The sequence below is a fragment of the Shewanella sp. P1-14-1 genome, from assembly GCF_001401775.1.
GTDB classification, from domain to species: Bacteria; Pseudomonadota; Gammaproteobacteria; order Enterobacterales; family Shewanellaceae; genus Shewanella; species Shewanella japonica.
In genome coordinates, this window is the sequence record NZ_LKTL01000018.1 from 41522 (window position 1) to 55183 (window position 13662).

At 39.9% G+C, this 13662-nt stretch carries 10 protein-coding genes; 4 read left to right on the forward strand and 6 right to left on the reverse strand.

Features of this window, described 5'->3' with window-relative positions; translation table 11 throughout:
• Positions 1 to 7: 7 nt before the first annotated feature.
• Both AN944_RS13880 and folE read left to right on the forward strand, forming a co-directional pair.
• On the forward strand, positions 8 to 1972 hold the full coding sequence (locus AN944_RS13880; RefSeq protein WP_055025230.1) for a S9 family peptidase: 1965 nt from the start codon (positions 8 to 10) through the stop codon (positions 1970 to 1972).
• A 183-nt stretch (positions 1973 to 2155) separates the two neighbouring features.
• Positions 2156 to 2809 carry a GTP cyclohydrolase I FolE gene (folE, locus tag AN944_RS13885; RefSeq protein ID WP_055025231.1) on the forward strand — a complete coding sequence of 218 codons (654 nt, stop codon included), beginning with the start codon at positions 2156 to 2158 and terminating at the stop codon, positions 2807 to 2809.
• 85 nt (positions 2810 to 2894) lie between these two features.
• On the opposite strand, the gene pyrE is transcribed toward folE, so the two are convergent.
• Together pyrE and rph are read right to left on the reverse strand one after the other, a co-directional pair.
• Complete coding sequence (gene pyrE / locus AN944_RS13890) at positions 2895 to 3536, reverse strand: orotate phosphoribosyltransferase (protein ID WP_055025232.1); 642 nt, start codon at positions 3534 to 3536, stop codon at positions 2895 to 2897.
• Positions 3537 to 3642: 106 nt separating this feature from the next.
• Positions 3643 to 4356: a ribonuclease PH gene (gene rph / locus AN944_RS13895; RefSeq protein WP_055025233.1), complete on the reverse strand. Its 714-nt coding sequence runs from the start codon at positions 4354 to 4356 to the stop codon at positions 3643 to 3645.
• A 225-nt stretch (positions 4357 to 4581) separates the two neighbouring features.
• Here rph and AN944_RS13900 point away from each other — a divergent pair, with 225 nt between their 5' ends.
• Positions 4582 to 5610 carry a 2-dehydropantoate 2-reductase gene (locus tag AN944_RS13900; protein ID WP_055025234.1) on the forward strand — a complete coding sequence of 343 codons (1029 nt, stop codon included), beginning with the start codon at positions 4582 to 4584 and terminating at the stop codon, positions 5608 to 5610.
• An 82-nt stretch (positions 5611 to 5692) separates the two neighbouring features.
• Here AN944_RS13900 and lgt read toward each other — a convergent pair whose 3' ends face one another.
• Complete coding sequence (gene lgt / locus AN944_RS13905) at positions 5693 to 6475, reverse strand: prolipoprotein diacylglyceryl transferase (protein WP_055025235.1); 783 nt, start codon at positions 6473 to 6475, stop codon at positions 5693 to 5695.
• 304 nt (positions 6476 to 6779) lie between these two features.
• On the opposite strand from lgt, the gene AN944_RS13910 reads away from it, so the two are divergent.
• Positions 6780 to 7643: a YicC/YloC family endoribonuclease gene (locus AN944_RS13910; protein ID WP_055025236.1), complete on the forward strand. Its 864-nt coding sequence runs from the start codon at positions 6780 to 6782 to the stop codon at positions 7641 to 7643.
• A 76-nt stretch (positions 7644 to 7719) separates the two neighbouring features.
• Here AN944_RS13910 and AN944_RS13915 read toward each other — a convergent pair whose 3' ends face one another.
• The 3 genes from AN944_RS13915 to AN944_RS13925 are packed head-to-tail and all read right to left on the reverse strand — an operon-like array spanning position 7720 to position 13635.
• The gene (locus AN944_RS13915) at positions 7720 to 10050 is read right to left on the reverse strand and encodes a DUF2357 domain-containing protein (RefSeq protein ID WP_055025237.1); all 2331 of its coding nucleotides are present in this window, start codon (positions 10048 to 10050) and stop codon (positions 7720 to 7722) included.
• 26 nt (positions 10051 to 10076) lie between these two features.
• The gene (locus tag AN944_RS21530; RefSeq protein WP_055025238.1) at positions 10077 to 12386 is read right to left on the reverse strand and encodes an McrB family protein; all 2310 of its coding nucleotides are present in this window, start codon (positions 12384 to 12386) and stop codon (positions 10077 to 10079) included.
• Positions 12373 to 13635 carry a DNA cytosine methyltransferase gene (locus AN944_RS13925; RefSeq protein WP_055025239.1) on the reverse strand — a complete coding sequence of 421 codons (1263 nt, stop codon included), beginning with the start codon at positions 13633 to 13635 and terminating at the stop codon, positions 12373 to 12375. Before AN944_RS13925 ends, AN944_RS21530 begins: the two co-directional genes overlap by 14 nt.
• Positions 13636 to 13662 lie beyond the last annotated feature (27 nt).

The following is a 13662-nucleotide window of genomic DNA, read 5'->3' on the forward strand; positions in this document are numbered from 1 at the left end:
GATGTTTATGAAATACACTGCTATTATTGCAAGTTTTCTGCTCGCTGTTTTTCCCTCAATATTAAGTGCAACTTCTTTATCTCAGGCAGCTTTATATAGTAAAGGCGCTGAGTATAGCCATGTAAAAATATCACCAAATGGTGATTTTCTCAGCGCATTGACCACCCATGATGGTAAAAAAACCTTAATTATTTTAGAAACTGAAACTAAAAAAATGATTAGTGCGATAAATTTTCCAGGGAATGCTGAAGTCGGAAATTATGAGTGGGTCAACCAAGATAGAATCGTATTGCAAAAAGTCTATCTTAAAGGCTGGACAGATGTTCCCCAGTATTATGGTGAACTTATGGCTGTTAATGCTGACGGCTCGAAAGGAAAATATTTATTTGGCTACAATAGCAGCGAGCAGCAAACTGGTTCAAATATTAAGAGAAATACATCAATTAGAGCCACTGCATATATTTTAGACCCATTACCTGAAAATGATAAGTATATGCTAGTTAATGCAATTCCTTGGGGAAGCGTCACTTCATTGGGCAACGATAGCTTACAACATGTTTACAGAGTCAATGTTAAAACTGGTGTTAGGAGAAAAGTAGCCACATCCCCCATCGGTAACCCAAGCTTTTTAACTGACAATGAAGGCGAAGTTAAATTCGTCTCTGGGGTTAATAAAAACAACGAATTACACACGTTTTATCGACAAGATGGTGATTGGATAAATGCCAATGATCTCAATGTAGGGTTAACTGATTTTCACCCTATTTCATTTGCAGGAAAAGCAAGCACCATTTATGCAGCGGCTAGAGAAAATAATCAAACTGTAAGTATTTATAAAATTGACTTAGTCAGTGGCCAAAAAGAAAAGATCATTAATGATGAAAATGTTGATCCAAGTAACTTTTGGATCAACAAACAGTCTAAACAGCTCTATGCAGTTGAATATGAAGATGGCTATCCAACATATGCTTTCGTTGATCAAAAAGATGATCATACAAAATTACTGAAGCAACTCATTGCATCACTCCCCGGTCATCAAGTGCAAATTATCAGTGAAACAACAGATGCAAAACTATTCGTGATTAAAGCTTTTAACGATAAAAATCCCGGTGACTACTACCTATTTGATACAGAAAAAGTCACATTAGACTATCTCGCATCTGAAAAAAGCTGGTTAGATCCTGATGCAATGGCAGAAGTAAAGCCGATAAGCTTCACGAGTCGTGATGGAAAAATTATTTCTGGTTATTTAACTTTACCTGAAGGCAAAGAGGCCAAGAACTTACCGCTAATTGTTAATCCACATGGTGGTCCACATTACGTGCGAGACTGGTGGTCTTTTGATCCCCAAAGTCAATTGCTTGCCAGCCAAGGAATGGCCGTTTTACAAGTTAACTTTCGAGGTTCTGGTGGTTATGGTAAACAGTTCCAACAAGACGGTTATCAAAAATGGGGAGCTGATATTCAATACGACATCATCGATGGTACCAAGTATGTAATTGATCAAGGCTTCGTAGATAAAGACAGAATTTGTATCGTAGGTGCTAGTTTTGGTGGCTACAGTGCACTTCAAAGCGCAATCATTGAACCTGAATTATTCAAATGTGCAATTGGATTTGCTGGTGTCTACGATTTAAAAATGATGTTTGAGGAAGGTGATATACAACAAACAAGTAGCGGCAATAGCTATTTAAAACAAGTCCTTGGAGAAAACATCCAGCAGCTAGAAAACATGTCACCTGCTTTTAATACTGATAAACTGAAAGCAAACATACTACTAGTGCATGGTGGCAATGATGAACGAGCACCGATTGAGCAATTAGAGTCATTAGAAAAAGGGCTGAACCAAAACAAACATCCCTATGAAAAACTCATTATGGATGATGAAGGCCATGGTTTTTATAACGATGACCATAGGGCAAAATATTACGATAAAATGCTGAGTTTTTTAAAAAGTAACCTCAAACTCTAATTCGTCACCTCACCACTAAAGCCGATACTTGACTAAAAAGGTCGGCTTTTTTTATGTCAGTAATATTAATTTGCTTCAAATCACGTTATTATCCCCCTCCCTCGTGATACGGCATTTGCAGCAGTATCACGGTTCATAACATACACTCAGTAGTACGCATTACCCCTGTGGTTGGAGGATAAGATGGCATTAAGTGAAGCTGCAATAAAGGTCAAAACAGCACTGACTGAGCAAGGGTTAGAAACCCCGATGCTGCCGCAAACTCATACTCCAGAAGCGCGTAAAGAAAAAATTGAGCATCACATGAAAGAAGTGTTAACGCTAATGGCGTTAGACTTATCAGATGACAGCTTAATGGATACGCCTCGCCGCATTGCTAAAATGTATGTTGATGAGATTTTCTCAGGGCTTGATTATGAGAACTTCCCTAAAATAACTGTCATCGACAATAAGATGGGCGTTGATGAAATGGTGCGTGTGCAAGACATAAGCCTAACCAGCACCTGTGAGCATCACTTAGTCACCATTGATGGCTATGCGACTGTAGCCTATTTGCCTCGCACTAAAATTATCGGTTTATCAAAAATAAACCGCATCGTGCGCTTTTTTGCCCAGCGCCCACAAGTACAAGAAAGGCTGACCCAGCAAGTCTTAGTTGCACTGCAAACCTTGCTTGAAACTAAAGATGTTGCCGTTAAAATGGATGCGGTGCATTACTGCGTTAAATCTCGCGGCGTGATGGACTCCACCAGCTCAACCACCACCACGGCATTAGGCGGGATTTTTAAATCAAACCCAGCCACCCGTGCTGAGTTTTTACACCAGTCTAAGTGTTAGTTAGCAATCATTAACCCTGTTCACTGCAAAACAAACACAAAAAAGCCAGACATTAAGTCTGGCTTTTGTTTTTAACGAAGATGGATTAAATACCGTATTGCTCACGGTAAGCGCTCACTGACGCTAGCTCTTTTTCCATTCCTGATTTTTCAGATAAGTAATTGATTAAATCACCTAGCTTAATAATAGATACGATAGCGCAGCCAAAGTCACGTTCAACTTCTTGAATCGCTGATAACTCGCCCTTGCCTTTTTCTTGTCTATCAAGTGCGATTAACACACCTGCTAAGCTTGCATCGTGGGCTGCGATGATTTCCATCGACTCACGAATAGCAGTACCGGCGGTGATCACATCATCCACTAGCATCACTTTACCTGCAAGCTCGCTACCCACTAACGAGCCACCTTCACCATGATCTTTTTTCTCTTTACGGTTAAAGCAATAAGGCACATCTTTATCATGGTGATCGCAAAGCGCTACAACCGTCGTTGTCGCAATAGGGATACCTTTGTAAGCCGGACCAAACACTAAATCGTAGTCAATACCAGAATCAACCAATGCAGCAGCATAAAAACGACCTAAACGTGCTAAATCACGACCCGTATTAAATAAACCCGCATTAAAAAAGTAAGGGCTAGTACGGCCTGATTTTAAGGTGAACTCACCAAAGCGTAATACCTGACGCTCAAGAGCGAATTCAATAAACTCACGTTGATATGCTTTCACATTATCTCCTTAACACTGTTATCTGTTTTTATTTAATGACGACTAAGCCTAAATAAAGCTTAAAAAAAGGGGCTCTTATTAACAGAGCCCCTTAATCAAATACGTTTTAGCTTAATGCTGCTTTTTGCGTATCCACGATTTCGCGAATACCATGCTTAGCAAGTTCAAGTAAGCTTAATAACTCTTCGTGGCTGAACGGCTCACCTTCGGCAGTGCCTTGGATTTCAATCATCTTGCCAGTTTCAGTCATAACTACGTTCATGTCGGTTTCAGCCGCGCTGTCTTCGATGTATTCTAAATCGCAGATTGGCTCACCTTTATAAATACCAACGCTCACTGCTGCAATTAAGAACTTAAGTGGGTTAGTTTTTAAAATGCCTTTACCGCGCGCCCAGTTTAATGCATCTACTAATGCAACACATGCACCAGTAATTGCAGCAGTACGAGTACCACCGTCAGCTTGAATCACGTCACAATCGATAACGATCGTGTTCTCGCCTAGTGCTTTCATATCCACAGCTGCACGTAATGAACGGCCGATTAAGCGTTGGATTTCTTGAGTACGACCAGATTGTTTGCCACGGGCAGCTTCACGTTGCATGCGGCTATGAGTTGAACGCGGTAACATACCGTATTCAGCAGTTACCCAGCCTTGGCCTTGACCTTTAAGAAAGCGTGGTACACCTTCTTCAAAACTTGCGGTACACAAAACTTTAGTGTCACCAAATTCAACCAACACCGAACCTTCAGCGTGAGCTGTAAATTGACGAGTAATCGTAACTGGACGAGATTGTGCAGGTGTTCTGTCGCTTGGACGCATATGAATTTCCTATTGTGTGGAATCGATGACAAATTCTGTATCTAATTGCTACCTAGAAAAAGCAAAATCGATTTCTAGGCAGTGTGCATCTATTTTCATGCACACTTGGCTGCACATTATAGTGACTTGTTTACGCGGATGCCACGCTAAACAAAACCCTTATTGGATTTTTATTAACAAAAAGGCACACTGGGTTAGGATTCGGTGCAAAGGTTAAGGAAAATAATGAACATTGCCATATTTGGAGCAGGCTCTACCGGCTGCTACCTCGCAGGCGAACTACTGATGGCAAAACTGAATGTGAGCCTCATCTGCCGCGAGCGAATTAAGCGCAGCATTATTGAAAACCAAGGTATCACTCTCACAAGTTACCAAGGTTTACATCAAACAGTGATGCCCACGGCGTTAATTACCGAACTAGCAACAAATCAAAATATTGACTCTAACAGCGATTTACAAAACGAAGTAAACCCAGCTCCACTATTTGACGTTATCTTTGTCACCGTAAAATGCCACCAGCTAGCAGCCATTACTGAGCAATTACTGCAAATAACGCACTCACAAAGCAGCATTATTTTTATGCAAAATGGCTTAGGCAGCTTAGATGAAATATTACCGCTTTTAACACATCGTCATGTCAGCCAAGGGATTACCCCATTTAACGTGCTGCAACAGCCTAATGCGACGTTTCATAAAGGCACAGAAGGCCAATTTACCTTTGCCAGCACTCAACACACTAAAGCCATACAACAGGCAATGCGTAAAGCCCAACAAAGCGAATGCATCCTTGTTGATGATATGGCGCCTGTGATCCACGGGAAATTGCTACTTAACCTTAATAATGCACTAAACGCCATTACTGATGTGCCCATTAAAGAACAGCTCAGTCAGCGCCGCACCCGCAAACTACTTAGCCTTGCAATGAAAGAGTGGCTAAGCGTGTGCAAGCAAGCCAAGCTGCCACTAACGCAATTTACCAAAGTAAAACCCACATGGTTGCCATTAATACTCTCAATGCCAGATTGGCTGTTTAACCTCATAGCTAAGCAAATGCTGGACATTGACCCTAAAGCCCGCTCATCGATGTGGGAAGATATTCAAGCCAAACGCCAAACTGAAATCGACTATCTCAATGGCGCTGTGGTCAATCTAGGTCGACAAGTCAATGTCAGTACCTCTGTCAACGCCGCTATTACCGCAGGCATCAAACAACTTGAACAAGGCCAAACTGTCGATATTGACACATTATTTTAAGCAGTCTTAATTAGAACAAAAAAAGGCCGCGACTTTATCAAGTCACGGCCTGTTATCGATTCATATTAAACCAATCTCGCGTTTACTTTTGCTTTCTCACAAACGGTAATATCAGTAAGGCTACGCCTACCACTAAAAATGGAATACTCAATAACTGTCCTGCACTCATGGTCCATTCTGTAGCGTATGCAGCTTGCTTAACCTTGACCATTTCGATGGCCCAGCGAGCACTGAACACACTGCACAAGAACAAGCCAAAAATCACGCCGTGCTTTTCTTTTAGGTTAGTAAACTTGTACACAGCATAAAGCGAAATAAAGATAATTAAATAGCTTATCGCTTCGTACAACTGCGCAGGATGGCGCGGCAATAAATCCACACGCTCAAAAATAATGCCCCAAGGCTTAGTGGTCGGCAGACCTAAAATTTCTGAATTGGCGAAGTTGGCCATACGCACAAAAAAGCCAAATATCGCGGTCGCAATGGCTAATCTGTCGAGCAAAAACAAAAACGGCATATCGGTTTTACGCTTGTAATAATACAGCGCTAATATCGCCCCTAACCCGCCGCCATGGCTGGCTAAACCGCCTTCCCAAATAGCTAAAATTTTCATCGGGTTGGCAAAATAGTAACTTGGATCGTAAAAAAAGCAGTGTGCTATACGTGCGCCAACAATAATCCCTATCACACAGTACATCAGTAGATTATCGAGCGATTCAACATCCAAGCCTTCTTTTTTATACATGCGCTTCATTACCTGAAACCCACTCGCAATGGCCAAGGCAAACAAGGCACCATACCAATGTACTTTAAGACCCATGAACGAAATTAACACAGGGTCGAGATTCCACACAAAATGGTCCAATTGACTACTCCAAAATAATAAAACAGCTAAACCTATCAGGCACAAGCAGCAGATGTAGGCTTACTATAAACAATTCAATCGTGTAATTCGATGCTCATCGCTAACTACACGCTAAATACCAATAACAAGCAGCCATGAAAATTCATTCGATCGCACATATGTAGCCAATATGACCTAAAAAGACAGCGTAAGTTGCATATTAATGTAAAACCCACCCCATAAGCTTTTGTAAACTTTGACCTTCACTGTTAGCAGACTATAATCGACACCATACAATTGCCGCTAACTTAATCAGGGTTCAAACATGATCCAAAGTATGACCGCCTACGCTCGCATTGAGCATAAAGCCGAATGGGGCACTGCCTCTTGGGAAATCCGCTCAGTCAATCAACGCTACTTGGAAACCTACCTGCGTTTACCAGAGCAAATGCGTAGCCTTGAGCCTGTATTACGTGATCGCCTGCGTAAGCGCTTAAACCGCGGCAAAGTAGAAGTAAACTTACGTTACGAATTATCAGAGTCTGGCAGCAGTGAAATGCGCCTAAACCAAGACTTAGCCAAACAACTGCTGAACGCTGCTGATTGGTTAAAGAAAGAATCTAGCCACGGTGAACTTAACTTAGCAGACATACTACGCTGGCCTGGTGTGATGGCGGGTGCAGAACAAGACATGGGTGAAATCAATAAAGATTTACTTAGTGCATTTGACGGCGCCGTTGCACAATTTATCGAAGCCCGTGGTCGTGAAGGTGAAGCCATCAACACTATGTTACAAACTCGCCTAGACCAAATTGTTGAGCAAGTGGCAATTGTACGTGAACACATGCCAGCCGTGATGCAATGGCAACGTGACAAGCTCACCAACCGTTTAGCCGAAATCACTGGCGAACTTGATCCTGCCCGTATGGAACAAGAAATGGTACTACTTGCACAAAAGATGGATGTCGCAGAAGAGATGGATCGCCTTGACGCACACGTTGCTGAAACGCGCTTAATCCTCAAAAAAGGTGGCGCACAAGGCCGCCGTCTAGACTTCATGATGCAAGAGTTCAACCGCGAATCTAACACCCTAGCGTCTAAATCAATCAGCGCAGAAGTCACCGCCGCAGCAGTAGAACTTAAAGTATTGATTGAGCAAATGCGTGAGCAAATTCAAAACGTAGAGTAATTCGTTTTGTTTTGTTTTGTTTTGTTCAAATATATAAAGCCCAGCAAATGCTGGGCTTTATAATTTTGAAAGATAATTACCACGTTTCGTCAAGCTCAGCATATAACTGAAGTTCACCTTTAATATCATCCCAGTGGTTAATGTCTTTAATGTATTCAGCTTTAGTTAGCTTAAACGTAAAGTGCTCTTCATATGGGAGTTCAATTTCATTCTCTAGTTTTATTGGCTCGCCAGCAAATTCGAATAACCAATAAAGGCGTTCGTCAGTGCTCACTTTACCCGTTAGCTCTTCAGGAATATTATGCCGAGACATGAGCTTTACATTCGCAACACGATAAAGGTATTTACCTAGCTGCATTGTATCTGAGTTCCCATCACGCACAGTTGCAATAAAATAGCGTACTTCCCGAATAATATTACGATGAATATTCTGTCGATTAGTCGCGAGTAACTGTGTGTGATAACCCTTTAACAGACCAACTCTCGCTTGCTGTATATATTCTCCGTTCCGGTTTAACTCATTAACAGGTGCAACCATAGTCAAGCCTTTGTGTCGTACCGGAGTATGTCCATAAGGCGATATTCGAGAAGCATCCTCAACAAAATAATAATCATGGCTTCGATTCAGCTCGTTAACTTCATCTCCACCTAATTTCTGCCTTAGGTAATTATGCAGCCACAACCTATGACTTTGAGAACCATCACTGCTGGGTAGCAATGCAAAAGCACCAATACCAATTTGATTTATGGCCTCTTGGTAAGGATTATCATCTTTTTCTTGGTCACAAAAACCAGGATACAAGGCAAACGCGCCCATGACAGGACGGCTCTTTATTGGCTTCTCATTATCATTCTGCTGCTGGTGAATAATAGCATCACGATAACGATGCATTTGATTAATAGCATCTTCAGGTACGGCATCCTTCGCATCAATTTGGTAATTATCGATGCGGTATTTAGCATCAAACAATATAAAAAATGACTCTTCATTTGAAAGTATCACCTGTAGCACAATGTCCGGTCGCTGATTAGCAATCCAAGTACGATTTTCTAATCCTTTAGGTGAAAATGAGGGTTCATGAGCAAGTTTAATCACCATTGAGTCACTATCACGTTTAAACTCAAATGCAGCAGCCATTCCATCTTTACTAAACTGCTTTTCAAACTGAACTTGTTTTAACTTAGCTAAAGACCGGTTTTGCTCTGCAAACCCGATGCTTTTAATAACTTCCATCACCTCTACAAAACACCAAATTTCATAAAGCTCAGCTACGGATTTTATTGATATATCAGCTCGACCATCAACTTCATTTAAATAGTATTTTAATTGCTGCCATACTTTGTAAACTTTTGCGTAGCCAGTACCTTGCTGCAGCACTTTAGAGTCACTTTTTAATCCACTAAAACTGCCGACTTCGCGCCAGAGCTGTTGCTTTGTCATTTTACTGAATATTTTTTGGTGCTTTTGTAACTCAGTAATAAATGAATTAGAAACCTTAGATTTATCATTAACGCCAAGCGAAGCTATCAAGCCTTTCAAATTGTCAGCAATACGATGAATAACCATTTTGATAAAGCGATTTTCAGGGGTATCAATATGGAGCTTTTTATAATTGATAGTCATTCGCGGGTTTGAGATACCACTCAGTAAGAGTTGCTGCGCTTTTTCAATTTGTCTTGGTTTTTGTGGTTTACTAATACGATCTAATTTTTGTTGCTTAGTGAATACTTGTAAGCGGTTATGGGGAGAGTTAATTATCTGTTTTATGCCAAGCGTTAACTCAATCACTAACCTTTCAAATTGCGCTAACCAAAACAATTCAAATTTTTCAGAGCTTCGATTTGACTTAGCGACCTGCTGACTAGTTTTACTCACTAGGCTATAGCGCCACAGCGGATACACATTATCAATAGCATGATTGATTAATGTAAGATCTTGCTCCATCACCATCTTAGTCGCAAAAATATTGAAACTAATACTGGCAGCACAACGCTTGCCGTCAATACTATATTCTACCGAAAAGCCACAACGGCCAATATCATTACCAAAATTAACGTTTGCTACAAGCGCATCGCCTTTACGATTTAAATGAAAAGCCCCTTCGATTAAGCGATGCTTATGGTTCACTACCGCAGAGTTTGTTGCCACGTGCTTTTTGAACTCAATCTCAAACCAATATTGACGATTCTCAAAAAAGAACGGCTGATTTAAAGGTAAACCATCATAAAATGTAGCCTGAATGCTATCAGCAAATAATGCAATATCATTACCTGATGGAATCGCCACAGTGCGCTGACTATAGGTATGCGTCAGTTTTTTAAGCGGGCTCACAATATCATCGCAACTTACATAAAGGGTAAAGTCTTGATGCTCAAGTTTGAGCGTGGCGCGTTTATCGGTTGTCATCGCTTTAGACTATTCCTACTGCACCGTTATGGCCAAAATGAAGTAAAACCACTATCTAACTTGCTTTGCATATACTCAAGCTTCAACTTTGAGCGGCATCGCACTTTAATCACCTTGTCATCTGAACCTTTGCTTTCACGCAATAAATCAATACGCTCACTATCCCAAATAGTCTTAAGGGCTTCACTTAATGTCTCGGTTAATTGTTGCAGCAAAGCACCACCCTTTCGGGTCGTCAGTTTATCTTCATCCCCTTCGATACGTGGTAACACCTTACACATCAAAAAGTCATCAAATACAGCGTCTAACTCATCTGAATTTTTAGGCGCAAAACTAATTACCGATAAGCACAATTCATTAAAGGCACGAAACGCAAGTTCAAACGGTGTACCTAGTAACACTTCATTAATGGCCTTAAAAAACGCCTTGGTTTTAGCAGCATCAGGGTCGGCAGCAATCGATTGGAACTGTTTAAGTTTAGCGTGGCTATTTAGAGGAAAACTCAATTTTTTAGGCTCAGACTTCGCGTCAAAAAACTCATCAATGTTATTGGGGAAGAACTCACCAAAATCAAAACTTAACGCACGGTCAATCACTTTACGAGAGAAACCATGAGTGGTTTCATCCATATTCACCGTACCCGCAACAATAAGGTTAAATGGGATGCTAATGCCATGAGCTAAAAAGTAATCCCAAATATCTTTGTCTAGCGGCTTGGTAAGATCAAAACCTAAATCTTTTGCTAACTGTGTTGAAGGCTTGTCACTATCATTGTTCGCCTCACCAGAAATATCAGCATCCAATGAGGTAAATACCTCGCCTTTTATCAGTGGTTCACACTCATAAACATACTTTAAATCAGAATCTTGTAATTTATCAGGTTCGTTCCAGCAGCGTGTTTCCAATACTGATAAATAGTCAGCAAAATACTGCTCTACAGGAGCCAGGTTCATCTCATCCAAACACAACCAAAAAGGACGAATATCATCTAACTCTCGACCACGCCAATCAAGTGCATGCCCGTTATCATCTTTCTCGATTTTTTTAATAATTTCGCGCCAAGCTTTTACGATAAAACGCAATACATTTGTAGCAACATACTGAGGCTTATTACCTAATCTAGAAACATAACCCAGTAGGTCACTTGGTTCATGCCAATCAGGGCGCACTGAGGTCAGACAGTACGTACCATCTATCGAGCCAGTAGACTTCGCTTGTTCACGCACAAAACGTGTTTTACCTGTGCCTGAAATGCCTGCAAGAAGTAGGAAAGGTTTTGAAACCTGTAGCGTAACGTGATGGTCCAACTTTTTAAGAATATAGGTTTCATTCTCAATAACTATTTCATAGTTTTCGTATAAAGTATTAAATATGGGAATTAATGATTGAATATCTAATCGAGATAAAGTTCCATCAGTCCATTGATTTGATAAGTAATACATTTTCGAATTTAAAGTGAATGGCTTTTCAAAAAAACGTATCTTATCTCCCCTCTTCAATTGCTCCTCCTCAAGAGGAGCATTAGAAACCTTAAAAAAAGTTGTTAACCTATATCCATTAAACTCAAGATTATAGTTACCAAGGTTGATATCTCTTTCTATTAAACACTCGAATATAGACTTTTGTATTTTTTCTTTTATTAAAAACTCAATTAAATTATAGACAAACTTTCCGCGTGAGCTTTCTGAGATTATGTGAGGTAGTACCTTCACTTTTAAAGGATTAGAAACTGGTACAAATGTAGGTAAAAAAGAATGTCTAAGTACTGGATTCTCCGCAAATTGCTTAGCAATTTCTGCAACCGCACTTTGAGTTTCAGCTAAAAGTTTACCAGCCTGTAAAAGAGGCGAAACATAGTAGTCATTTCTATCAATAGTTTTCCCCCCGCCCCAAGCACCATAATCAGAAACAAATTTTATAAAAAATTCAAAACTTTGAAGAGAGTACCCACTTTTTGTAAAAAAATTCTGTATTAATGATGTTTGTTCGTCAGTTAATCCTCCCCTTAAAGATGTAGCTATTTCTTGAAGATTTTCACCATCAAAAATTTGTTTAAAAACTTGCTTATGTGCATTTAAGCCTTCTAAGTAAACAGCTAATTTAGATGCAATAAAGAACCAATAGTTAGTTAAAAATATAGATTTCCCTGTTGAAGTTATAATTCTCGTGGAAAAATCAGTCCATTTTACTTCGGAGTAACCATTAGCTGCATTACTGGAAATATATCTCTCATACTCAATTTTAAAATCATCTGATAATTGAACATCTCTAAATTCTATTTCATTAACAGAGGATTTTATCTCATTAAATGTTAATTCGAGGTCAATCAATTCCATTTAAACGTCCTTTTACTACTTTTGCTAAAGCCTCAATAACCGGCACAGAAACACTATTTCCAAACTGTTTATATGCTTGGGTATTTGACTTGCTTGGTACAAATGCTTCAGGAAAGCCTTGTAACCTAGCGGCCTCTCTCGTACTTATTTTTCGAGGGTTTTTCCCTTCTTGAGCCAATAAAATTTCACTTCCATCTTTATAATAACGAGCAGAAATTGTATTGGTATACTCACTTTCAGGAGTCACCAAACCGTAACCAAAGCCTTTACCTTTAGCTTTGTTTTCAATTTTTCTACGCTGATGCCCTGCCCATAATCGATCTGATATAGTTAATTTTTCACAAGGATCATCTTCTAAGATATCTGCAACTTTCGTAGTTACGCCTGTTGGTTTTGGGTATTCAAACTGTTCAATCAAACCATTTTTCCAGAGCATGATATAAATACGCTGTCTATTTTGTGGAACACCGAAGTCAACAGATTTCATGACCATTTTTTTAGCTTCGGTTTGAATTTGTTTAGCTGTGCCATTTTCAATTAATTCTTTAGGAATGTTACAGCTATAGCCAATATCAGTCAGTGTCTTAAGAATAACCTTTAATGTATAACCTTTATCGTGACTTACTAGCCCTTTTACATTTTCTAACAGTGCAAATTTAGGCTGCTTCTCTTCAATAATCCGTGCGATATTATGAAACAACGTGCCTCGAGTATCATCAATACCCAGTTTAAGTCCCGCATGAGAAAACGGCTGACAAGGAAAACCAGCAAGCAACACATCGTGTTCTGGAATGTTTATGGGATTTATAGAAGTAATATCTCCAAATGGAAATTCACCATGATTATTTTGATAGGTTGCCTGCGCATGCTTATCAAACTCAGATGAGAATACACAAGCTCCACCATTATTTTGGAAACCCAAACGGACACCACCAATACCAGCAAAAAGATCGATAAATTTAAAACTGCTACCTCTGATTGGTTTCAAGGTAAGATGTTCAAAAACCAACTCATAAAAGCTCTCAATATTAATGAATAACTCATTCGCTTTTAGTAGAGCAATGACTTCTGCTTTTAATTCATTAGCAGAACTTATATCGTTATCACAAAAAAACTGACTATCGGTCGCAATCGCATGCACCCACTGATCAACTACAGCCTCTACTTCAGTCCCATCTGGAGCATGGCATGTTGCAATAGGTTTAATCAGGTTTTCAACTTGCTGAAGTTTGTTTGCTTTACTATTCATTATTCACTACTAAAAATTGGGGATGGG